This is a genomic window from Filimonas lacunae (assembly GCF_002355595.1).
GTDB classification, from domain to species: domain Bacteria; phylum Bacteroidota; class Bacteroidia; order Chitinophagales; family Chitinophagaceae; genus Filimonas; species Filimonas lacunae.
In genome coordinates this window covers 2,918,578-2,941,906 of record NZ_AP017422.1, presented here as the reverse complement: position 1 = coordinate 2,941,906, position 23,329 = coordinate 2,918,578, and the positions used below count along the sequence as shown (strand labels likewise).

Annotated in this window: 17 protein-coding genes and 1 tRNA gene; 11 read left to right on the top strand and 7 right to left on the bottom strand. The window is 43.6% G+C overall.

Annotation, left to right across the window (positions count from 1 at the left end; genetic code table 11):
* Positions 1-64 precede the first annotated feature (64 nt).
* On the bottom strand, positions 65-1,720 hold the full coding sequence (gene pgi / locus FLA_RS11675; protein ID WP_076380667.1) for a glucose-6-phosphate isomerase: 1,656 nt from the start codon (positions 1,718-1,720) through the stop codon (positions 65-67).
* 40 nt (positions 1,721-1,760) lie between these two features.
* The gene (locus FLA_RS11670) at positions 1,761-2,777 is read right to left on the bottom strand and encodes a threonine aldolase family protein (RefSeq protein ID WP_076380666.1); all 1,017 of its coding nucleotides are present in this window, start codon (positions 2,775-2,777) and stop codon (positions 1,761-1,763) included.
* A gap of 288 nt (positions 2,778-3,065) precedes the next feature.
* On the opposite strand from FLA_RS11670, the gene FLA_RS11665 reads away from it, so the two are divergent.
* The 4 genes from FLA_RS11665 (at position 3,066) to FLA_RS11650 (ending at position 6,214) form a co-directional block, all read left to right on the top strand.
* Positions 3,066-3,923, top strand: a complete 858-nt coding sequence (locus tag FLA_RS11665) for a sigma-70 family RNA polymerase sigma factor (RefSeq protein WP_076380665.1) — start codon at positions 3,066-3,068, stop codon at positions 3,921-3,923.
* A gap of 88 nt (positions 3,924-4,011) precedes the next feature.
* On the top strand, positions 4,012-4,965 hold the full coding sequence (trxB, locus tag FLA_RS11660; RefSeq protein WP_076380664.1) for a thioredoxin-disulfide reductase: 954 nt from the start codon (positions 4,012-4,014) through the stop codon (positions 4,963-4,965).
* Positions 4,966-5,060: 95 nt separating this feature from the next.
* A complete protein-coding gene (gene folB, locus FLA_RS11655) occupies positions 5,061-5,435 on the top strand; it encodes a dihydroneopterin aldolase (RefSeq protein WP_076381016.1) in 375 nt (124 codons plus the stop codon).
* Positions 5,436-5,446: 11 nt separating this feature from the next.
* Positions 5,447-6,214 (top strand): tetratricopeptide repeat protein, encoded by a 768-nt coding sequence (locus FLA_RS11650; RefSeq protein WP_076380663.1) that lies wholly within the window; start codon positions 5,447-5,449, stop codon positions 6,212-6,214.
* Positions 6,215-6,278: 64 nt separating this feature from the next.
* Here the strand turns inward: FLA_RS11650 and FLA_RS11645 are convergent, their stop codons facing one another.
* From FLA_RS11645 to FLA_RS11635, 3 genes are all read right to left on the bottom strand, one after another.
* Entirely contained in the window at positions 6,279-8,969 is a 2,691-nt protein-coding gene (locus FLA_RS11645; RefSeq protein ID WP_076381015.1) for an outer membrane beta-barrel family protein, read from the bottom strand.
* An 86-nt stretch (positions 8,970-9,055) separates the two neighbouring features.
* Entirely contained in the window at positions 9,056-9,655 is a 600-nt protein-coding gene (locus tag FLA_RS11640) for a DUF445 domain-containing protein (RefSeq protein WP_076380662.1), read from the bottom strand.
* A 71-nt stretch (positions 9,656-9,726) separates the two neighbouring features.
* Positions 9,727-9,803: transfer RNA gene (locus FLA_RS11635), tRNA-His, on the bottom strand.
* Positions 9,804-10,016: 213 nt separating this feature from the next.
* On the opposite strand from FLA_RS11635, the gene FLA_RS11630 reads away from it, so the two are divergent.
* Both FLA_RS11630 and FLA_RS11625 read left to right on the top strand, forming a co-directional pair.
* Positions 10,017-12,158 carry a carboxy terminal-processing peptidase gene (locus FLA_RS11630; protein ID WP_076381014.1) on the top strand — a complete coding sequence of 714 codons (2,142 nt, stop codon included), beginning with the start codon at positions 10,017-10,019 and terminating at the stop codon, positions 12,156-12,158.
* Positions 12,159-12,192: 34 nt separating this feature from the next.
* A complete protein-coding gene (locus tag FLA_RS11625; RefSeq protein ID WP_231940427.1) occupies positions 12,193-12,747 on the top strand; it encodes a UpxY family transcription antiterminator in 555 nt (184 codons plus the stop codon).
* Positions 12,748-12,749: 2 nt separating this feature from the next.
* Here the strand turns inward: FLA_RS11625 and FLA_RS11620 are convergent, their stop codons facing one another.
* The gene (locus FLA_RS11620; protein WP_076380661.1) at positions 12,750-13,727 is read right to left on the bottom strand and encodes a serine hydrolase domain-containing protein; all 978 of its coding nucleotides are present in this window, start codon (positions 13,725-13,727) and stop codon (positions 12,750-12,752) included.
* A gap of 223 nt (positions 13,728-13,950) precedes the next feature.
* Here FLA_RS11620 and clpB point away from each other — a divergent pair, with 223 nt between their 5' ends.
* The 4 genes from clpB to FLA_RS11600 all read left to right on the top strand — a co-directional run bounded on the left by clpB (position 13,951) and on the right by FLA_RS11600 (position 18,478).
* Complete coding sequence (gene clpB, locus FLA_RS11615) at positions 13,951-16,545, top strand: ATP-dependent chaperone ClpB (protein WP_076380660.1); 2,595 nt, start codon at positions 13,951-13,953, stop codon at positions 16,543-16,545.
* Positions 16,546-16,668: 123 nt separating this feature from the next.
* Positions 16,669-17,448, top strand: a complete 780-nt coding sequence (locus FLA_RS11610; RefSeq protein ID WP_076380659.1) for a hypothetical protein — start codon at positions 16,669-16,671, stop codon at positions 17,446-17,448.
* Positions 17,420-17,842 carry a YciI family protein gene (locus tag FLA_RS31675; RefSeq protein WP_076380658.1) on the top strand — a complete coding sequence of 141 codons (423 nt, stop codon included), beginning with the start codon at positions 17,420-17,422 and terminating at the stop codon, positions 17,840-17,842. Before FLA_RS11610 ends, FLA_RS31675 begins: the two co-directional genes overlap by 29 nt.
* 180 nt (positions 17,843-18,022) lie before the next feature.
* Positions 18,023-18,478, top strand: a complete 456-nt coding sequence (locus FLA_RS11600; RefSeq protein WP_076380657.1) for a GNAT family N-acetyltransferase — start codon at positions 18,023-18,025, stop codon at positions 18,476-18,478.
* 20 nt (positions 18,479-18,498) lie between these two features.
* On the opposite strand, the gene FLA_RS11595 is transcribed toward FLA_RS11600, so the two are convergent.
* On the bottom strand, positions 18,499-19,869 hold the full coding sequence (locus FLA_RS11595; protein WP_076380656.1) for a glycoside hydrolase family 88/105 protein: 1,371 nt from the start codon (positions 19,867-19,869) through the stop codon (positions 18,499-18,501).
* Between the two features lie 235 nt (positions 19,870-20,104).
* Between FLA_RS11595 and FLA_RS11590 the strand changes: the two genes are divergently transcribed.
* On the top strand, positions 20,105-23,326 hold the full coding sequence (locus FLA_RS11590; RefSeq protein WP_084206366.1) for a SusC/RagA family TonB-linked outer membrane protein: 3,222 nt from the start codon (positions 20,105-20,107) through the stop codon (positions 23,324-23,326).
* Positions 23,327-23,329 lie beyond the last annotated feature (3 nt).

Below are 23,329 nucleotides of genomic sequence, written 5' to 3'. Positions count from 1 at the left end.
AATAGCTTATTTTTGTCTTATTATAAAGCTCCAGGATGATTCCTCTTCCGGGAGCTTTTTTGTTTTATTTACGCATTTGTTTAAAAGCGTTGATTAAACCGTTGGTGCTGCTGTCGTGCGTGCTTACAGATTCTTCTGTAACCAGTTCGGGCAGAATGTTGTTGGCCAGTTGTTTACCCAGCTCAACACCCCATTGGTCAAAACTGAAAATATTCCAGATAACACCTTGTACAAAAATCTTATGCTCGTACAAAGCAATTAATGAGCCCAGTGTAAATGGAGTGATCTGTTTTACCAGGAAGGAGTTGGTAGGTTTATTACCATCAAAGGTCTTAAACGGTACCAGCTTTTTAATATCCTCGTCTGACTTGCCGGTTTTCAGCAATTCTTCTTTGGCTTCTTTCTCTGTTTTACCATTCATCAGCGCTTCTGTTTGAGCAAAGAAGTTGCTCAGCAGTTTCACATGATGATCGCTCAGCGGGTTATGGCTGATGGCGGGTGCAATAAAGTCGCAAGGAATTAATGGAGTGCCCTGATGTATCAACTGATAAAAAGCATGCTGACCATTGGTGCCAGGCTCGCCCCAGATAACCGGACCGGTAGAATAGTTTACCTCATTACCGCTACGGTCTACACTTTTACCGTTGCTTTCCATGTTGCCCTGCTGGAAATAGGCTGCAAAACGGTGCATGTACTGGTCGTAAGGTAAAATTGCTTCGCTTTGTGCGCCCATAAAGTTGCCATACCAGATGCCGATAAGCGCCATAATTACCGGTATGTTTTTATCGAAAGATGTGTTTTTAAAGTGTTCATCCACTTCAAAAGCACCTTTTAACACCTGCTCAAAGTTGTTGTAACCTATGGTTAAGGCAATTGATAAACCAATGGCGCTCCATAAAGAGTAACGACCACCAACCCAATCCCAGAACTCAAACATGTTTTTAGGGTCAATACCAAACTTCACTACCTCTTTTTCGTTGGTACTTAATGCAGCAAAGTGCTTGGCAATGTGTGTTTCCTCTTTGGCAGCAGCTAAAAACCATTCCCTGGCTGAATGGGCATTGGTCATGGTTTCCTGTGTGGTAAAGGTTTTGGAAGCAATCAGAAACAGGGTTTCTTCCGGCTTCACCTTTTTCAGGGTTTCCGCAATATGGGTACCATCCACATTACTTACATAATACGTTTGAATGTCTTTCACCTGGTAAGGCTTCAACGCTTCGGTTACCATTACAGGGCCTAAATCGCTGCCACCGATACCAATGTTTACAATGTACTTGATTTTTTTACCGGTATAGCCTTTCCATTTACCACCATGCACATTGGCACAAAAATCTTTCATCTGCTGCTGTACACGCTGTACATCGGGCATTACATCCTTTCCTTCACTCACTACCGGGTTACCCGAAAAATTACGCAGGGCAGTATGTAAAACACTACGTCCTTCTGTTTCATTGATCAAATCGCCGGCAAACATGCTGGCAATAGCTTCCTTCAAACTGCAGTCTTCTGCCAGTTGTAATAAAAGATGCTGGGTTTTGGGTGTTATCAGGTTTTTGGAATAGTCAAACAATATGTCACCTAAAGTGAGAGAGAATTTCTGAAAGCGATCCGCATCCTGTGTAAACAAATCACGCAGGTGCATACGCTGCATTTCATCTTCATAATGTCTTCTAAGCAAGAGCCAGGCCTGGGTATTCGTAGGATTTACTTTTGGAAGCATATTCTTTGTTTTTTATTCTTTTGTTTTTTCTCTATGTTGTTTATAATGCCTGTATTACAGCCAGCGTTTCTTCAATCATGTGTAATTGAATGTCCAGGTGCAATACCATACGAATATGGGTTGGGGAAATGGCTATAACATGGATGTTTTTCTCTTTTAGCAATGATGCGAGTTCAGCGGCTGTGTATCTACCTTTCACCTCAAAAATTACAATATTTGTTTCTACCGGCAATATTTCACCCACAAAATCTTTTTCACCCCAGGCTTTTGCTAACTGCTGCGCATGTAAATGGTCGGTTGCAAGCCGGTTTACATGGTTGTCCAGCGCATAAACACCAGCTGCAGCCAGAATACCTGCCTGGCGCATGCCGCCGCCCATTGCCTTACGCACCCGGCGCGATTTGGTAATAAAAGCCTGCGTTCCTAACAGCAAACTACCTACTGGCGCACCAAGCCCTTTACTTAAACATATAGAGATACTGTCAAATACCTGTCCATATTGTGCAGGCGTTTCCTTTTTTGCCACCAGAGCATTAAACAAACGTGCGCCATCCAGATGAAAAGCCAGCTGATGGGTAACACATACCTCTTTAATAGCCTGTATGTCGGCAAAATCGTAGCAAGTACCTCCACCAAAGTTCACCGTATTTTCCAGCGACACCAATGTGCTTACCGCTTTATGAATATCATGAGGATTGTTCACTCCCTTCTGTACCATTCCCGCTGTTACCCGGCCATTATTTCCCTGTAGCAATTTAACCGAACAACCGGCATTAGAGGCAATTCCCCCACCTTCAAATTGGTAAATATGCGACAATGTATCACATATAACCTCGTTACCAGGCTGGGTGTGACATCTAATGGCAATTTGATTGGTCATGGTGCCGCTGGGGCAGAAGAGGGCGGCTTCCATATTAAAAAGAGCCGCTGCTTTTGTTTGCAGGAAATTTACTGTAGGATCTTCACCAAATACATCATCACCGGTTTCCGCGTTCATCATCGCCTGTAACATGCCGGGAGTAGGGCGGGTTACTGTGTCAGATCTGTAATCCATCATGGCTGCAAAAGTAGTATTTCGTAACAGTTTAACCCGCAGAAAATCAGATAATAGTATACCCGTAATCAGCAGGAAAAAGGGCGCCCTGCCCCTTAATATAGGGTATTTATGGTAATTTTTTTATAAATCGCCCTTTTTTTTCAACAATTCCTCGTAGATTCCGTTGATAACGTATACCTTTGCAAACGCTTTATTCCTATTTTTTTGAATAGTTTAACGCCTCGACCGCAAAAGTTACAAACAATTGAAGTCCTGTAAACGTTTTTATAAAAACAAGTATTATACATTATGAGGCAGCTTAAAATTGCCACACAGATCACCAATCGTGATTCCCAAGCCGTAGAAAAGTATCTGCAGGAAATCTCTAAGATTCCGATGATCACTCCCGAAGAGGAAACCACACTGGCGCAACGAATCAAGATGGGCGATCAAAGAGCTTTAGACAAGCTGGTGCAGGCGAACCTACGATTCGTGGTATCTGTTGCAAAACAATATCAACACCAGGGTTTATCGTTAAGCGATCTTATTAACGAGGGCAACCTCGGTCTTATCAAAGCAGCTCAACGCTTTGACGAAACAAAGGGTTTCAAATTCATTTCATACGCCGTATGGTGGATTCGCCAGTCCATTTTACAAGCGTTGGCAGAGCAGGGTAGATTAGTCCGCCTGCCTCAAAACAAAATTGGCACCTACAACAAAGCAAATAAGGCTTACATGGCCTTTGAGCAAGAACATGAAAGGGAACCTTCTACCGAAGAACTGGCAGAAATCCTGGAAATGAGCGAAACAGAGATCAACAATATTTTCCAAAGCAACACCCGTCACACATCGTTAGACGCTCCGGTACACGAAGCAGAAGATGTGGCCATGGGCGACTTGCTGGAAGGTAGCGATGACACAGACGACGACGTGATGAAAGACTCTTTAAGAGAAGAAATCCGCCGCGTTTTAAAATCATTAAGTCCCCGCGAAGCTGAAATAGTAAACGCTTATTTTGGTCTGGATGGTGAAAATGGTGTAACTATCGAGCAAATTGGTCAGAAATACGATCTTACCAAAGAACGTATCCGCCAGATTAAAGAAAGAGCCATTAAGCGCCTGCAGAAAGCACGCTATAGCAATGCGTTAAAAGCGTACTTAGGATAACCAGTTTGGTTTTCTTTATGAATATACCCTTTGCACAGATGCTGCAAAGGGTATATTTTTGCCCCTTCAAATAAGAACATATCTCACAATGGAAAAAGAAACGGTAGAAAAGGTGCATTGCCTGATCGTTGGATCGGGACCTGCCGGTTATACTGCTGCTATTTATGCAGCACGGGCCAATATGAAGCCTGTGTTGTACCAGGGCATTCAGCCCGGCGGCCAGTTAACAATTACTACAGAGGTAGAGAACTACCCTGGTTATCCGGAAGGTATACAAGGACCAGAAATGATGGTCAATTTTGAAAAACAGGCCACCCGCATGGGAGCAGATATCCGCTACGGATTAGCCACCAAAGTGGATTTTACAGGTCCTGTTCACAAAGTATGGATTGACGACGAAAAACTGATTGAAGCAGACGCGGTGATCATTGCTACCGGCGCATCGGCCAAATGGCTGGGGCTGGAAAGCGAGCAAAAACTGAACGGCTATGGCGTTAGCGCCTGTGCGGTGTGCGACGGTTTCTTCTTCAGAGGTAAAGAAGTAGCTATTGTAGGTGCAGGAGATACTGCATGCGAAGAAGCTATATACCTGAGCAAGCTTGCTTCTAACGTACACATGATTGTGCGCAAAGGAGAAGAAGGCATGAAGGCCAGCAAAGTAATGCAGGACAGAGTAAAAGCTACTGCCAACATTAAAGTATACTGGCATTCTGAAACCGTAGAAGTTACCGGTGAAAACAAAGTAGAAGGCGTAACTATTAAGAACACACAAACAGGTGATGTGCAAACTGTTCCTGTAAGCGCGTTTTTCGTAGCTATTGGCCACCAGCCTAACAGCGGCATTTTTAAAGGATGGCTGGATATGGATGAGGCCGATTACCTCCAAACCATACCTGGTACCTCTAAAACCAACATTGAAGGCGTTTTTGCTGCCGGCGATGTACAGGATAAAATATACAGACAAGCTGTAACTGCTGCTGGCAGTGGTTGCATGGCTGCACTGGATGCAGAACGCTATTTAAGCGAAAAAGGACTGGTATAACCACGTTCTGTTAAACGAGTACAAGTAGACATATTATCAGGCTGCAGGTGACAGATAAATTTATATTATCTTGCCTGCAGCCTTTTTTATATCATATGCTTACAATTCATTTACAAAAGCTTCGCTTTTTTGCCACACACGGCTTGTATGCCGAAGAAACCATTGCCGGAAATGCTTTTGAAGTAGACGCGATAGTGCATTACCAGCCGGCGCGCCTGCCCGTAACCCGCATAGCAGACACAGTTGACTACACACGTATATACCAGGTAATAGCCGACCGCATGAAGCAGCCTACCGCTTTACTGGAAACCATTGTATACAACATAGCCAACGACATTATACAGGAGTTTGCCCTGGTACAGGAGGTGCATATCATACTACACAAACAACACCTGCCGGTAGTCAACTTCTCCGGCAGCGTAAGCGTACAATACCGTATCAACAGAAAAGACCAACAAACACAACCATAAAACAATAAGCCATGATAAAGAAAAACCTGGCCATAGCCCTGTTTAGCCTGGTAACCTTTCAGGCAGCCCTTGCACAGGATGCCACTGTTACCCTGAAAGAAGCAGAGAACCTGGAAAAACAACTGAAAGAAGATGCAGCACTGGAAAAGTTCAAGTCGGTAGCCATAGCAGATTCAACCAACATCACTGCCCTGCTGAAAACCGCCGAACTGAGTTGTGCAACAGGAGGAAGGATCAAAGATATAAAAGCCCGCAAGCCCTCTTACGACCAGGCCCTTACCTTTGCCACCCGCGCTTATAACCAACAGCCCGAAAATGCACAGGTAAACTACATTATGAGCCTGGTATCTTCTAAAATGCCGGAAGTAGAAGAAGAAAACAAAAAACTGGTTCAATACATTAAACAAACCAAAGAGTACGCTGACAAGGCCCTTGCCATTAATCCCAACCACGGCAAAGCCAACTATATGGTGGGCAAATGGAACCTGGAAATGCTGAATATGAACTGGTTTAAAAAAGCAGCAGCCAAAACCCTGTACGGTGGCAGCGGCATGCAAAAACCATCACTGGATACCGCTATAACCTACATGGAAAAATGTCGCACACTGGAACCTTATTTTGTGCAAAACTACCTGGACCTGGCTAAAGCCTATAAACAGGATAACAAACCCGCTAAGTCTATTGAAGTATTAAATAAGCTGGTAAAACTGCCTTCCCGTACTCAGGACGATATAGCCCTGAAAGCAGAAGGCAAGGCATTACTGGATGCAACATTATAATAGCTTTTAATAAAAAACCCCTGGTATTAATACCAGGGGTTTTTCTATATAAGTAATGATTTTATTAGCTTCCGCTACCACCACTCATCATATCCATTCCACCACCTTGCTCAGCCTTGTTATTCTTACGCTTGAATAAAGTAGCGTCAAACTTGCCAAAGCGATAGCTCAGGTTCAGACGCAGAATTTGTGGGTCACGTCTTCTTTGTGTATTCTGGATCATGAAAGTACTTTCAGAATAAGTGCTGTATAACTGTGTTCTGAATATATCATTCATGCTAAGAGTGATAGAAGCGCTGTTACCACCTTTCCAGCTCCAATCTTTACGAATAGCCAGGTCGAAGCTGTAACGCGGTTTAATATAGCCCTGTGCTGTACCAGTGGTTTGGCTACCCATCATTCCACCACCAAAACGGCGGTTGTTATTGCCGCTGTTGGGGGGTAATACTGTTTTAGCCTGGTAATCGCCTGAAAACTGGATAGAGAAACTCTTAGGCAGCTTAAAGTTGTTATTTACTTTAGCAAACCAGCTGATACGTTGGTTGCTGGTACCAGTAGCCGTTTTCAGATTATCGTAGTTGATTTTGGAATTGTACAGGTTTAAGTTTAACGACAGGTCCCATATTTTAGCAATGGTATTGCGGTTCGTTAACTCCAAACCGTAGGTAACGCTGTTGTTGGCGTTTACAGAGGTGTTGTACACAGCACTGTCGCCGGTTTGCGGGTTAATATCCTTATACTGATAGCTGGTAATTAAGTTAGTAGCATAACGGAAATACGCCGAGGCCAGGAAGTTGGCGTTCTTTTTATATGCATTGTTATAGTTCACCTCCAGTGAGTTGGTAAACTCCGGCTTCATAGCAGGGTTGCCCACACTCAGGTTTTGCGGATCGCTGTAATCCACCACAGGAGTCAACTGGAAAAATCCGGGACGATTCACTTTACGGGTATAGTTAAACTGTAAATCCTGCTTATCGCTCATTTTATAGGTAACAAACGCAGTAGGGAACAGGCTCAACGGGAAGTTTACGCTAAAGCTGGTGTCCTTGTTTAACAGGGTTCCTTTATAATTGCTGCTTTCTGTACGTAAACCCAGCTGATAATTCCATTTAGTGCCGGTTTTAAAGCTATAAGTTACATAAGCGGCATACACCTGGTCTTTATACTTATAATGGCTGCTGGCAACCGTATTCAGCTCATACTTATTAGTAGTGAAACTGTACAGGTATTGATCGTTGTCGTTTTGAAAATCACGGATAGCCGCACGTACACCTGCTTCCAGTTTGCTGTTTTCGGTTAACGGGTTTTCATAATCACTCTGGAATGTCCAGAATTTGTTGGTGCCCTTACTGTTGGTGCTTTGTAACACCGGGTTCAGATCGGGATATAAAGGATTGGTGGTGTAAGTATTTAACACTGCTTCGCTTTTGCTGGTACCACTGCTGTAGTTAACATCTGCACTGATATTATGACCACTTTTAGCAAAGTTGTGCTTATAACTTAACTGGCCACCAGGGTTATTGAAATTCATGTTGGTTTTAGACACCACATCATTGTGTGAAAACTTAGCACCGCTCTTCAACGAGTCCAGCAGCTGAGGCTGATCGTTATCAGATTTACCATTTACAAAATTGGCGTTTACAGTAAGTGTGTTACGGTTATCAATAAACCAGTCGAAACCTGGTCTGATAAAATAGAAGCGGTTGTTTTGTACACCATTGATCTCCTGGGTAATCATGGTAGGGTCGTCACTTATATTGGTACGATCGGTATAAGAAGTAGACTTTGACTTACGCTCGTTATACATGCCATTCAGGGTAAAATTAATTTTACCCTGGCGGTAATTAAGATCACCGCCGCCGTTAAACTTGCCACGGGAGTCAACACCCGCACGAATACCGCCATTATAACCGGTTTTCTTGTTCTTCTTTAATACAATGTTTAAAATACCACCACCGCCGCTGCTGGCATCGTACTTGGCAGAAGGGTTGGTGATCAGTTCTACCTTATCAATAATATCGGCAGGAATCTGGTCCATAGTTAAAGTAGTAGGGCGGCCATCCACAAACAATTGTGGGGAAGAGTTACGTAAAGTAACGTTACCGTCAATATCCACGTTTATAGAAGGAATCTGCTTCATTACCTCTGTAGCAGTTTGTCCGCTGCTCACCAGGTTTTTATCAACGTTGAATATCTTACGGTCAACACCCATTTCAAAAAATTGCTTGGCAGAAGCTGTTACCGTTACATTGCCCAGATTGGCATCGCTGGCTTCCAGTTTAATGTTGCCCAGGTCTTTATCCACCATATTCAGCATTTGCTGCATACGGTCGGTACCACCACCGCTGCCGGCAGAAGCATCACTACCACCTTCGCCACGGGAGGGCATTTTAAGATCAAAAGAAACGGGATTATTATAATCGGTATAACCTAATGCAGTAGCGCGCAGTTTTAATTTACCAAAAACAGGCAGGCTTTCCAGGCTAAAATCGCCGTTACTGCTGGTTAATACAGTACCAGCAATCACTTCTTTAGGCTTATGGGTTACTGTATCAAACTTAGAGGCAACAACCTGTACAGTGGCGCCTTCAATACCTTTGTTTGTTTTGCTGTCAACAATTTTTCCGTACAGATGGCCGGCATTCATATTCTGACCGCCACGGCCACCACCCATTCCACCAGGCCGTTGCGCATATACGTGAGATAATATACTCAGAAGCAAGGCAAGAACCAGATACAACAATCTTTTTTTCATAAATTCTCTCATTCGAAGTCAAAGCTCGTGTAACCTGATATACAAAAAAACTGCGCCAGATGGTATTCGGTCGCCCGATAAAGAATTTAGGCAATCAGCATCAGCCCTAATTGAAGCATTCCCACCACAAAACCAACCAATATGCCAATTACCGATAGTTTTGCCATTTGTGCCGCTGCGGGAGCGTATAAATGCTGATGTAAGAGAAGAGGAGAGAGACTGTTTATTTTTTCAGCAACCAGCTGTGCAATGTCCGTATCCTTTTCCAAAGCCTGCACATATTGATGCACTATTGCCGGAAAAAGCGTTTCCAGTTCACCCATAAAAATATCCTTCATTTGCTGAATAGTTCTGTCGCCAATAAACATGCTGATTACCGGCATAGCCTTAGGCAGCTTTACGCGTAAAAACTCATCAATATGCGCTTCCACTCCGGGCTTCACCTGTTGAAAAGTATCAGGTCGGGTAAGCTGTTGTTCTATAACTGTAAAAGAAAGCTCTTTTTGAATCACACGCCCCAGCTCAGTTGCAATACGCGATTGTTTAGCAGGTAGCAGCCCTTGCCATTTAAAACCCGGCAATACTACCGGCCTTACAGGGTAAAATAATAGATATACCACCACACGAACAGACAACCAGCCGGCAAAAGCAGTAAAAAAAGGAAGTAACCAGTAGCAGATGTTCATTGTTAATAAGGTTCAGTTTTATGAAATAAAAAAGCCTTGTAAAGTTATTAACTGTTACAAGGCTTTAACTGTGGGGAGGATAATGGGGCTCGAACCCACGGCCTTCAGTGCCACAAACTGACGCTCTAACCAACTGAGCTATACCCTCCGTTTTCCTTTTTGAGTACCTTTGTTCTCATTGGGGTTGCAAAAATAGAAAAAATTCAATATCAAGCAAATATGAAAGCATTTTTTTTTAAAATAATTTTTCAGGTCCTACGAAGCGCTTCATAAAAAAGCATGTTAATAGGAGGAATGGTAGCTTATAACAATCATATTTCCATTATTTTTGAGGAGCATGAGCAGAAAAATTTTAAGAATCATGATGAGTAGAAAAGTACTGCCTTTTATAATAATAGTATTATGCGGATTAGGTTTATGGGCTTTCAGGTATAGAGGTGAAGACGAAACAGCAATGGCACGTCGTCAGCAACTACTTGCAACAGTAGGATACATCCTGGAACAGAAGCATTACGATCCCAAGCTGATCGATGACAGTTTTTCAAAGGACATTTTCAAAAAATACATTGAAAGCCTGGACCCCGAGAAGAATATATACCTGGCTTCCGATATAGCTTCCCTTAAAAAGTATGAAACCACTATTGACGACGAAATCCATGGTGCACCTATTGGCTTTTTCGCAACTGCAGGTGATTTGTATACCAAACGCATGGGGGAAATTACCACCTTGTATAAAGAGATCATGGCCAAGCCGTTCGATTTCAGTGTAAACGAAAAAGTGCAGTTGGAAGCAGACTCACTGGACTATGTAGCCGATGAACAGGCCCGTAAGGAAAACTGGAGAAAACGTTTAAAATACCTGACATTAGACAGGTTTGCCGATTTACAGGATGCCCGCGCCAAAAGCAAAGCAACCGATTCTATCCATAGCAAAACCGACACACAACTGGAAAAAGACGCCAGGGATAAAGTGGTGAAGCTGATGGACCGCAACTTTAACCGTTTAAAAAAGCGCTTAACACAAGACGAACAGTTTAACCTGTTTGTAAATACGATTACCGGCGCAATGGACCCACATACCAACTATTTACCGCCACTGGAAAAAAGAGCGTTTGACGAAGAAATGAGCAACCGCTTTTACGGCATTGGAGCACAATTGCGGGAAGAAGATGCTGGTGGGGTAAAAGTAATTAGCGTAGTACCTGGTAGCCCAGCCTGGAAAAGCGGTCAGATTCAGGTAAACGACCTGATTATTAAAGTAGCACAAGGTTCAGCTGAACCCGTAGATATTACCGGCCTGGGTGTGGATGATGCCGTAAAACTGATTAGAGGTAACAAAGGCACAGAAGTAAAACTGACCTTAAAACGCCCCGATGGCAACATTAAAGTGGTTTCACTTTTACGTGACGAGATAGTACAGGACGAAGCATTTGCCCGTAGTGTAATACTGAATAACGGCAACAAAAAAATAGGTTACATCTACCTGCCTGAATTCTATGCTGATTTTGAGCGCGCTAACGGATCACGTTGCGCTGCCGATGTTGCAACAGAGGTAATAAAGCTGAAATCTGAAAATGTAGATGGCATAGTACTTGATTTACGCTCTAACGGTGGAGGTTCTCTGTATGAAGTAGTGCAAATGGTAGGTTTATTCATTAATAACGGTCCGGTAGTACAGGTGAAAGACAGAGATGGCAAACCATCTATCCTGAATGATGAAAACAATGATCATTTATATGACGGTCCTTTGGCTGTTATGGTAAATGAATTAAGTGCTTCTGCATCAGAGATCTTTGCAGCAGCTATACAGGATTACAAACGCGGTATTATTGTAGGCAGTACCTCTACTTTTGGTAAAGGCACGGTACAAAAGAACCTGCCATTAGGTAAACCTATTGATATGTTCAGTGGCCGTACCGAATATGGCGCATTAAAACTGACATTTGAGAAATTTTACCGTATCAATGGTGGTTCTACCCAGTTAAAAGGCGTTGCATCGGATATTGTGTTACCAGATTTGTTCGAGTATCAGAAGTTCAGGGAAAAAGATTACACCTCTGCTTTACAGTGGGATCAGATTCCTAAGCTTACTTATAATACCTGGGACAAAGATGCAGATATAAATACAGTGAAAAAAGCATCAGAACAGCGTATTAGCAACAGCTATGCCTTTAAAGCCATTAAAAACAGTGCTGAATGGGCCAACGCGAATGCTAATAAAGAAGTAAGCCTTAATATCACTCAGTTTAGAGATGACCAGAAAAAAGCACGTGAAATGAGCAAGCTGAGCGATAGCGCGCTGAAACTGACTAAAAACAAAGAATTAAACGTTCAGGTATTGAAAGCTGATAAAGAAAAATACTACAACAACCCCGATAAAGCGAAAGGAGAGCGTTATCAGGATTGGCTGAAAAGGTTGAAAACGGATTTGTATATAGATGAAACCATGCGTATTGTAACCGATATGGCCGCCGGCAGGCAGCAAAATGTTGCACGCCAGTAAATAATACTTTGAAAAACACCCGTATACCCCAACGATGAACGTTATTGTAGGATCGTATAACCCTGAGAAAATGAAAAATGAGGAAACAGGTAAAAAGTGGTTTGCCGTTTACACAAAACCACGCTGGGAAAAGAAAATAAACTCAGTGCTGGAAAAAAAGGGCATAGAAAGCTGGTGTCCTTTACAAAAACTGCAAAGACAATGGAGCGACCGCAAAAAGGTAATTGAAGATCCGTTGTTTAAATCGTATGTGTTTGTGCGCATTGCCGATCAGGAAAAACTGCGCGTATTGCAAACAGATGGCATTTTAAACTTTGTGTATTACCTGAATAAACCTGCCATCATTAAAGACGAAGAGATAGAAACGATTAAATCGTACCTGTTACAGAAAGATGCTATTATAACTGTACATTCTATCGATTCATTTGATAAAGATGCCCGCATCAAGATAAAACAGGGCATTTTTATGGATCAAACCGGCACCGTGTTACGGGCATCAGGGAAAAGAAAGGTATATGTAAGTATGGAAAGCTTAGGCCAGGTGATGATGGTGGAGTTTCCCATCGACCACCTGGAGCTTATTGATTAATATTATAGAGCCGCACCGATGGCAACATCGATTGCGGCTTTTATATCTGCATACATTTCCCGCTTTTGCTCGCTCTGCCCGTTCTTTACAAACACAATGAAGGAATACTTATTTTTTACATCAATCATAGGCCAGGTGCCATCTGTGCCTGGACTGGTTATTACTACTGCATTTTGTTGTTCATCGGCCTGTTGTACCCAGCCACCATATGTATAAGCCCATCCTTCCAGATTTTTGGGTATATATTTTACAGTAGCAGCAATAGTGCGCGCTTTCAGCAACTCATCTACCACCGTACCCGGTAATATTTGTTTACCATTGAATACGCCCTTATCCAGCAGTAGCTGCTCAAATTTTACAAAATCGGCTGCAGACGAGACCGCTCCTTCAGATGGACTTACCGCTTTATCAAAAGTGCTGAATGAGGTATTGCGCATACCCAGCGGCCGCAAAATACGATCCTGCATCAGCCTGTCGAATGGCTTTTTAGTAACCACCTCCAGTATACGGCCTGCAATATCCCAGCCCTGGTCGCTATACTGATACGCATCACCCGGTTTAAAATCAATCTCCCGTTTAGAAGCAATATCATTCACTGCCTCTTCCAGTGTTGCATATCCTTTTAAACGTCTTACAAATCCCTTGTCGGTACGAAAACCCAATGTTTGCTCCAGGCATTGACGAATGGTGACATACGACTTCATATAAGTAGTAAAAATGGGTAAGTACTGGCTTATTTTATCATCCAGCGACAGTTTGCCTTCCTGTACCAGGGTTAATACCAAAGCCGCAGTAAGCCACTGACTGGTTGCACCAATAGGCGCGGGGGTAGTTACCTGGCATTCGCCCAGCGTTTTCTGGTATACTACCTTATTGTCTTTATATACCATTATCACCGCATCTTTCCCCAGCTGTTTCTGGTATTGCTGCACCTTGGCATCTACACCACTGAAATTATATTGCGCCTGGGTAGACTGCATAATTAGCAGAGAAGCCGTTACTAAGCTGACGGATCTGCAGAAAACCGTTCGTATCTGTGACATATTTTCCTATTTAGAAAGGTTGGATTGTGTTTTGAAGATAATATGTTATTCTTTGATAAAATAAAAGTATAGAAGAAACCGGATTATTTACAGACTAACAGACTCAACAAATACAAAGAGTTAAGGGTTACAATAAAACAGGCTAAAATCAATCAACTATATGAATCTGAACAATTATACGATTAAAGCACAGGAAGTGATACAGGCGGCGCAGCAGCAGGCTTTTAATAATGGAAATCCGAATATAGAAACCAACCATATATTACAGGTGCTGCTGAGCGACTCAGATAGTCCTGTAGAATACCTATTAAAGAAAAACAACGTCAACATTTCTTATGTAGAAGGCAAGCTGGGTGAAAGTATCAAAAAGCTGCCTAAAACATCCGGCGATGCTGCACAAAGTGTTAGCCGCGATTTAAGCAATGCTTTACTACGTGCAAACTCATCCTTAAAGCAATTTGGAGACGAGTTCATCAGCGTTGAACACGTATTACTGGGCATTTTACACGGTAACGACGATACCGCCAAAATGCTGAAAGATGCCGGTTTAACCGAGAAAGGGCTAATAGCTGCTATTAAAGACTTACGCAAAGGCGCTACCGTTAACTCGCAAACCGCTTCGCAGCAATACAATGCCCTGCAGAAATATGCCAAAAACCTGAACGAATTAGGCAGTCAGGGCAAATTGGACCCGGTGATTGGACGCGACGAAGAAATACGTCGCACCCTCCACATCCTTTCCCGCCGCACCAAAAACAACCCCATACTGGTGGGTGAGCCCGGTGTAGGTAAAACCGCTATAGCAGAAGGCTTAGCCATGCGTATAGTAAACGGGGACGTACCGGAAAACCTGAAAAGTAAAATCATATTCGCTCTGGATATGGGCCAGTTGATTGCAGGCGCCAAATACAAGGGTGAATTTGAAGAGCGTTTAAAAGGGGTGGTGAAAGATGTAGCGGAAAGCGATGGAGAAATTATCTTATTTATAGATGAGATTCACACCCTGGTAGGGGCTGGCGGTGGTGAAGGAGCCATGGATGCAGCCAACATACTAAAGCCTGCCTTGGCACGTGGAGAGTTGCGCGCTATTGGAGCTACCACCTTAAACGAATACCAAAAGTATTTTGAAAAAGATAAAGCCCTGGAAAGACGCTTTCAGAAAGTAATGGTAAGTGAGCCAGGCGTAGAAGATGCTATCAGTATTTTACGGGGTATTAAAGACAGATACGAGACACACCACCATGTTCGCATAAAAGATCAGGCTATTATAGCTGCCGTGGAATTATCCAACCGCTATATTACCGATCGTTTTTTACCGGACAAGGCCATTGACCTGATAGACGAAAGCGCCGCACGCCTGCGCCTGGAAATGAACAGCATGCCCGAAGAACTGGACGAGCTGGAAAGACGCATTCGTCAGCTGGAAATAGAAAGAGAAGCTATTAAGCGTGAAAACGATGAAAGCAAGCTGAAAGACCTGGCACAGGACATTTCACTGCTGGCTGTACAGCGTGATACCTTAAAAGCCAAATGGAGCCAGGAGAAAGAGATTGTAGAAAGGATACAGGCTGCTAAAGCCAATATAGAATCATTAAAACTGGAAGCAGAAAGAGCAGAAAGGGATGGTGAGTTTGGTAAGGTAGCAGAGATTCGTTACGGTAAGGTAAAAGAGCAGGAGCAGGTAATTGCAGAAGCAACCGGCCAGCTGGACGCCATTAGTGAAAGAAGGCTGCTGAAAGAAGAAGTGGATGCAGAAGACATTGCAGAAGCCGTAGCCAAAGCCACCGGTATTCCGGTAAGCAAGATGCTGCAAACAGAACGTGAGAAGCTGCTGAACCTGGAAGACGAACTGCATAAAAGGGTAGTAGGACAGGAAGAAGCTATCACAGCCGTAGCAGATGCCGTACGACGTAGCAGGGCAGGGTTAAATGATCCTAAAAAGCCAATAGGTTCATTCATCTTCCTGGGCACCACTGGTGTAGGTAAAACAGAACTGGCAAAGGCCCTGGCAGAATACCTGTTCGATGACGACAGCATGATGACGCGTATTGACATGAGTGAATACCAGGAAAAGCATTCTGTTAGCCGTTTGGTAGGAGCGCCTCCCGGATATGTGGGTTATGATGAAGGGGGGCAGTTAACAGAATCTGTGCGCCGGAAACCTTACAGTGTGGTGTTACTGGATGAAATTGAAAAAGCACATCCGGATGTATGGAACATCCTGTTACAAGTGCTGGACGATGGCCGTTTAACCGATAACAAGGGGCGTGTGGTAAACTTTAAGAATACCATTATTATCATGACCAGCAATATCGGCAGCAACATTATCCAAGACAACTTTGAAAACGTAAATGAAAGCAATAAGGATAAGGTTATTGAGAAATCAAAAGCCGAGCTGATGAACTTGTTAAGACAATCCATTCGCCCTGAGTTTTTAAACCGGGTAGATGAAATTATCATGTTCCAGCCGTTACTGCGCAGCGAAATAAAAGGAATTATCCGTATACAGCTGCAACATCTCAAACACCTGGTATCCAACAATGGCATCACGCTCAACTTCAGCGAATACCTGCTGGACTTCCTGAGCGAAAACGGTTTTGATCCGCAGTTTGGAGCCCGTCCGTTGAAAAGGTTGATACAAAAAGAAATTATCAACGGCCTGAGCAAAAAGATACTGTCTGGAGACGTAGATAAAAACCATCCTGTGTTAGTAGATGTATTTGACGGGGTAGTGGTTTTTAGAAACGAAGCATAATAGTCTTTGTTCATAGATATACACTAGAGGTCATGTAATTAAATCATTACATGACCTCTTTTTTTGCATAACAGATTGTGAAAATTTGTAAGTTGCATCAGTTTTTCACCCCCCTTTGAGAGTATGTGGCCATTTAAAGAGAATTCCGGCAAAAAGAGTAGAGGACCCAAAGACCCATTTACGACTATCATCAGCATTCCTGGCACCTGGAAAAGCTGGGACGATCTTATGCAGAAAGTAGCAGTTCGTTGCGATGGTGAATATTTTATTGTAGGTAATATGCTTATCCATATTAAAAGCCTGCGACATTATTCCCTGGAAATGCATGATGTAGACAAAGACATTGTTTCCGGATTTACTGAAGCCGGAAAAACTACAGGCATGACCGAAACCTTCACTGCCAGCCTGGAAAAGGCCAATTCCATTATTTATATTTCCGGGCCAACCGGCAACCTGGAAGAAGCAGAATACATAGCTTTTGCAGCCACCGCCTTACTACAATCAGGCGGTATAGGCGTAAAAATAGAAACCGCAGGCAAAGCTTTTGAGAAAGACAACTGGCTAGAGCTCACCAACAAATTTAAGCCTGCCAACCTGTACAATATGTTTGTGGTAGCTTCTGTTACCGATGATCAGGCAGCTGTATATTCCCGCGGCATGCAAAACCTGGGATTAAAAGATACCATTATAGTAGGGGAAGACCCACAGCAAGCCATTACCACCATATCCGTATTCAGCAACTACCAGATCACCGATAAGTCCATTATACAGCACAAGCAAGTGTTTAGTACACAGGATAATGCGACCAAATTCAATATTACCATCGAAAAAAAGCATCCCTGCAAAGGACACCAGCTGCTGGAAAATCCACTGGGTGCATGGAAACTCTCTAAAACAATATAAGCAGGAAAATAACTATCTTACCATAGGCTTTTCCAATGGTAATTCAAACCTACATACCACGGGAGCAACTGGCACCCTACAGACCCACATTCCACAAACCCTTACCAGCCTGGCCTTGGAAGCTGGTTACCTTGTCCAGCCACACTTCAATAAAGATTTCAAACACTTTACAGGCCAAACACCCGGCGAAAGTTATGTAGTAGCAGGCGCAGACAAGCAAGTAAGAAAAGAAGCCGTCACCGAAAACAACCTGAAACTGGTAAGTAATGTTTTTCTCCGTGCAGCAAGCATTGAAAAAGCAGTAGAACTGGCTAAAGACTGCCCTATACTGGCCTATGGCGGCTCCGTAGAGGTAAAGGAAATACCAGCAGTGGCAGCAAATGTTGCCCGGTAAACCAGGGAGCTACTCAACGGATTGTATAAAATACCCGGTTAAAACGCAAAGCCAATGAGTAGCTTTTTTTCATATACAATATTCCGCAGGAGTGCTTATATTTAATAAAACAACTCCATTGATCTTATCCATAAATCAGAAGAATGGTTTATAGTTAATGAATAAACAATCAGTTATTACATGATTAACCTGAAAAGAACCACATCGGAAGATCCTGATTTTATTGCACTGGTGCTAGAGCTGGATGCAGATTTAGCTGCACGCAATGGGGAAGAACAAAACTTTTACGGTCAGTTTAATAAACTGGACAGCATTAAACATGTGGTGGTTGCCTATAGCCAATCAACAGCAGTGAGCTGTGGAGCTATAAAAGTATTTGACACCAGCAGCATGGAAGTAAAGCGTATGTTTACCAGGCCGGAAGCCAGGGGTAATGGAATTGCTTCACAGCTACTGGCCGAACTGGAAAGATGGACAGCAGAACTGGCTTTTACCCGTTGCGTATTAGAAACCGGTATCAGGCATACGGAAGCAATTTCATTATATCAGAAAAGCGGTTACCAGTTAATACCCAATTACGGGCAATATGCCGGAGTGGATACCAGTGTATGCTTTGAAAAGAATATAGCCGGTTAAACACACACTGGCAGCATTCCTTACTTCATCTGCACAGCGCTATCGTTCAGTTCAAAAGGATGCTTTTGAAGTAAACGAAGTATTTCAGCGCCTGCCAGCAATAATGGTCCATAACCATGTGCCGCATAGTTACTTACCGGCCGGTAATAATAAAAAGCGGGGTCAAACCCCATGCCTGTGCCTACACAGGTGTTTTGCACCTGTCCGTTCTCTGTCACCTGCGTACTCACCGCATTCCAGGCCAGCAATACCATAGGGCCATAAGCCTTGGCATCCAGCCAGCCTTTATTAATAGCACGGGCTATACAATATGCATAGATAGCTGTAGCCGAAGTTTCCAGGTAAGAGTCATTTTTATCCAGCAGCTGGTGCCAGAATCCCGTTTTATCCTGCCGTTCAGCCAGTCCTGCCACATGCAGCTTCAACATCTGCAACACTTCACTACGGCCGGGATAGTTGTCCGGCAAAGCATCCAGTAATTCAATCTTGGTCATCAAAGCCCAGCCATTGGCACGGGCCCAATGAAACTGCGGATGCGGGTCCATATCCTGTACCCAGCCATGCATATATAATCCTTTCTCTTTATTAAACATGCGGGAGGCAAACTGGTGATATTGTTTTAATGCCTCAGTATAATAAGTTTTGTTACCTGTCAGTACCCCCATTTGCGCTATAGCAGGCAGGCTCATATATAAATCGTCCAGCCATAAAGTATTAGGCTGGGGACGGTTACGTGCCAGCGTTCCGTCCTTTAAACGAAACTCTTTAGTCATAATATACGTAAGATAATTATCTACCATAGGGCGTACCAACGTGGCATCTGCTCCATTCCGTATGGCTTTGATCATAGATGCCGCAATAGCTCCTGCATCATCCAATGCATGTGGAGTTAATACACTGCGAACAGGAGTTGCCGCTCCCTTATTCTCCTGCACATACTTCCGGTACCGGTTAGTAACAGCACCAATGAAATTAACCCGGTTAAGCGTATAGTTGGTAAACGAAGTATCACCGGTAGCAGCACCCGCTTCCAGCATACCCGTATACGTTACACCCCATTCGTAACTTAACAGCCTGAAATCGCCCGGCTTAAAAATAGTATTACTATTAGCCGTGTGGATGTCATTCACCACCTGGCTGCTGGTTTTATCTACCAGCTGAAACGGAGTAACCCCATTCAGATATTGATATACTCTTTTTAAAACAGCTGTTACTTTTTGCGGAGTAGTTTCGCCGTAAGGCACTGTGTAAGCCGGTTTCATTAAATGTAGGGGAGCAGTAGCGTCATTGCCCTTACCAGTCATATACTGGGCAGATACAGACAAAGGCAATATTCCTGTACAAAAAAAGCCTATGACTATTAAAGCCCGCTTATTACATAGATTGTTCATATGGCATTATTAAGTTGTAAACAATACTATTGCATCCTTTTGGCATCTGTATCCTGCACTTTCCTGACCAGCCGCGAACCATACCCGATTTTCTGCGTTATCCTAAAAAATGCACGCTTTTATAAAAATAAGAAAAGGTTCCATATCAGGCAGGACAGTACAGGATAATTAGTATAAAAATTATCCTTAATATTCCAATAACGATTGCAATAATTTTTTACTTAAACACTGCTATATGAATTGTAACAAACATTTCTTAAGGGGCATGTTGTTGACATGCGTCTCGTTCTTCCTCATTTCACAAACGTATCTTTTAGCCCAATCCGGCAACACTACCGGTAAAGTAACAGATGAAAACGGAACTCCCATTAGTAACGCCACTGTACAGGTAAAAGGAGGTACCACTAAAGCAATTACCAAAACAGACGGCACCTTTAGTATTCAGGCCACTACGGGCAGCACACTGGTAGTGGGTTCAGTAGGCTTCTTAAGCATAGAAGTAACTGTAACCGGTTCGTCTTTGCTGTTGGCTTTAAAACCCAATGCCAACGACCTGCAGGACGTAATTGTGGTAGGTTACGGTACCCGGCGCAAAGGTGATGTTACCGGCTCCGTAGCATCTGTTAACCAGGATAAGCTACGTGAAGTGCCTACCACCAACGTAACACAGGCACTACAGGGCCGCATACCCGGCCTGGTGGCTACGCCGTCATCTTTTGCCCCCGGCTCAGGTGCCACCATACGCATACGCGGAAACCGTTCGCTGGTAGCCACCAACGATCCGCTGGTAGTGCTGGATGGTGTGCCTATTGCCTATAGTATCAATGACATTAACCCATTGGATATTGAAAGCATTGATGTATTGAAAGACGCATCCGCTACCGCCATCTACGGCTCACGCGGCGCTAACGGCGTAATACAGGTAACTACCAAAAAAGGAAAGACCGGTAAAATATCCGTAGAATATGACGGCAAAGTGTCATTCGATAACATCATACGTCCACTGGAGGTATTCAGCGCAGCAGAATATGCACAGTTAAGACGCGATGCCTATTTTGGCAACAAAGCCTATAATTTGGCTTTAAGCCCCGGCACCGGCACGAACACTTCACTATATTATCCCGATCCCAGAGTGGACTCTATACTCTTTCTGGCCCGGCAGGATTATTACACCTGGCAGTCGGTAGCAGATGGTTACACGTGGATAGACAGGAGTCGCTTTATAGCCGCCAAACGCGCTACCACCACAGAAGAAAAAGCCATGATGGCCAATTTAGGGGTATCTGTATTAGACAGTATAGCCATTTATGATCCCTCCAAAATAAAGGGGTACGACTGGCAGAAAAATGGCCTGCAAACCGGCATCACCAACAACCATAATATTACAGTAACCGGTGGTAGCGAAAAATTCAGAGCTTCTTTTTCAGCAGGCTATTTTGGCCAGAAAGGTATACAGGTAGGGCAGGACTTCAACCGTTATTCCTTTAGCTTAAACACCGATATCAGGCCCAATAAAGTAGTAAACTTTGGCGGCGGCATCATCTATTCCACCTCCATACAAAACACAGGCCCGAACGTATATGGTGTAGCCAGCAACATGCTGCCTATAGCCAGGCCATACGACACATCCGGCACGTTTATACTCAACCCGGGCAACGATGCCAACATTGTAAACCCCTTAAACGATGCCAACACTGTTTTTAATGAAACAAGAGTGAACAGGGCCATTCCCAACATGTTTGCCGAAATTCAGGTAATCAAAGGATTGAAACTGCGAGCAGCAGGTAACATAGATGCTTCTAACGTGCGCATAGGCACCTTTAACGGTTCTGTTTCATCCGTAAGAGCAGGCGGCACAGCCAACGCCAGTTACACCGCACGCAGCTACTTCTCCTGGTCGGTACAAAACCTCCTCACTTACGATACGCGTATTAAAAACAAACATTCCATCAATGCTCTGATAGGGCAGGAGTTTGTGCAAAGCCGCTTTGAAGAAAACTACTCAGCAGCCGATCAATTAATATACGAAACACAGAAATGGTATTCGTTACAAAACAATGCCGCCACCACACCTACACAAACAACAGGCACCTTTACCAAAACCAAAAACTGGTCGGCCTTTGGCAGATTAAACTATGGCTTTATGGACAGATACCTGTTAACCTTTACAGTAAGGGACGACTGGTCATCTGTGCTACCCGCCAGCCGTCAGCACCAGGTGTTTCCGTCGGGCGCTTTTTCCTGGCGTATAGATAAGGAATCGTTCATGCGCGACGTTTCGTTTGTAAACAGCCTGAAACTGCGTATAGGCTACGGAGAAGTAGGTAATGCCGGTATTGATCCTTACCGCTCCAGCGGTACACTGATAAGAACACCGTATAACTATGGCGGAACAGCAGCACAAGGATACGCCCCATCCACCTTACCATTGGATATTACCTGGGAAAGAACCAAATCAAAAAGCGCCGGTTTGGATTTTACCCTTTTTAACAACCGCATCAACGGTACCATCGAATACTATCAAACCAACAGTAACCAGATATTAAGCAAACGACTGCCTACCACCAGCGGCTTTTCCAGTGTGTTGGTAAACGTAGGTGATGTCAGGAACAGGGGTATAGACATTAGCCTTAGTACCATTAACATAGCCAATCCTAAAGGCATTACCTGGACAACAGACTTTATATTCGGTATTAACAAAGAATCGATAGTAAGCCTTGATACCAAACAGGATAATATATCCAGCCAGTGGTTTATAGGTCAACCCCTGAGCGTTTATTACGATTATAAGTTTCAGCGTATATTCCAGTACAGCGATACCGCCAAAGGCGGCATACTGGCTGATTATTTCTGGAAAAAAGCTGGTAACAAAACTAACACCAGTTATCAGCCCGGCCGCCCTTATGTAGCAGATATCAATGGCGACACCAGCATTACAGAAACAGACAAACAGGTACTGGGATCACATAACCCTAAATGGACAGGCAGTATCAGCTCAACACTTACTTATAAAAACTTTGAGTTAAACATACTGGTATATACCCGTCAGGGATCTTTAATCAGAGAAATGCGCCCCAGTCTAAATGGCCGCTACCAATCGTTTAAAGTAAACTACTGGACGCCATCCAATCCTTCCAATGAATATGCACAGGCCAACAACACGATTGATATACAGCAATACTGGCAGGCTATGGGCTTTAGAAGCGGCAGCTTTGTAAGAGTAAGAAACATATCACTGACCTATCGCTTTCCACAACCATTGCTCGACAAATGGAAAGTGGCGCGGTTAAACGTGTATGTAAACGTGCTAAATCCTTTTCTGTTTAGCAGTTACAAAACAGCCGATCCTGAAACCATTCCTTACCTGTCGTCTTATCCTAGCAGTTCCACTTCCGGCCCCGGGCCTAATTCATTTAACTACAGAAGCGTAGTAGTAGGGGTGAGATTAGGACTTTAATTA

Excerpts from the sequence above, each read along its gene's own strand:
- pgi (WP_076380667.1), bottom strand. The coding sequence starts at position 1,720 with ATGCTTCCAAAAGTAAATCCTACGAATACCCAGGCCTGGCTCTTGCTT.
- FLA_RS11670 (WP_076380666.1), bottom strand. The coding sequence starts at position 2,777 with ATGATGGATTACAGATCTGACACAGTAACCCGCCCTACTCCCGGCATG.
- FLA_RS11665 (WP_076380665.1), top strand. The coding sequence starts at position 3,066 with ATGAGGCAGCTTAAAATTGCCACACAGATCACCAATCGTGATTCCCAA.
- trxB (WP_076380664.1), top strand. The coding sequence starts at position 4,012 with ATGGAAAAAGAAACGGTAGAAAAGGTGCATTGCCTGATCGTTGGATCG.
- folB (WP_076381016.1), top strand. The coding sequence starts at position 5,061 with ATGCTTACAATTCATTTACAAAAGCTTCGCTTTTTTGCCACACACGGC.
- FLA_RS11650 (WP_076380663.1), top strand. The coding sequence starts at position 5,447 with ATGATAAAGAAAAACCTGGCCATAGCCCTGTTTAGCCTGGTAACCTTT.
- FLA_RS11645 (WP_076381015.1), bottom strand. The coding sequence starts at position 8,969 with ATGAAAAAAAGATTGTTGTATCTGGTTCTTGCCTTGCTTCTGAGTATA.
- FLA_RS11640 (WP_076380662.1), bottom strand. The coding sequence starts at position 9,655 with ATGAACATCTGCTACTGGTTACTTCCTTTTTTTACTGCTTTTGCCGGC.
- FLA_RS11630 (WP_076381014.1), top strand. The coding sequence starts at position 10,017 with ATGATGAGTAGAAAAGTACTGCCTTTTATAATAATAGTATTATGCGGA.
- FLA_RS11625 (WP_231940427.1), top strand. The coding sequence starts at position 12,193 with ATGAACGTTATTGTAGGATCGTATAACCCTGAGAAAATGAAAAATGAG.
- FLA_RS11620 (WP_076380661.1), bottom strand. The coding sequence starts at position 13,727 with ATGCAGTCTACCCAGGCGCAATATAATTTCAGTGGTGTAGATGCCAAG.
- clpB (WP_076380660.1), top strand. The coding sequence starts at position 13,951 with ATGAATCTGAACAATTATACGATTAAAGCACAGGAAGTGATACAGGCG.
- FLA_RS11610 (WP_076380659.1), top strand. The coding sequence starts at position 16,669 with ATGTGGCCATTTAAAGAGAATTCCGGCAAAAAGAGTAGAGGACCCAAA.
- FLA_RS11600 (WP_076380657.1), top strand. The coding sequence starts at position 18,023 with ATGATTAACCTGAAAAGAACCACATCGGAAGATCCTGATTTTATTGCA.
- FLA_RS11595 (WP_076380656.1), bottom strand. The coding sequence starts at position 19,869 with ATGAACAATCTATGTAATAAGCGGGCTTTAATAGTCATAGGCTTTTTT.
- FLA_RS11590 (WP_084206366.1), top strand. The coding sequence starts at position 20,105 with ATGAATTGTAACAAACATTTCTTAAGGGGCATGTTGTTGACATGCGTC.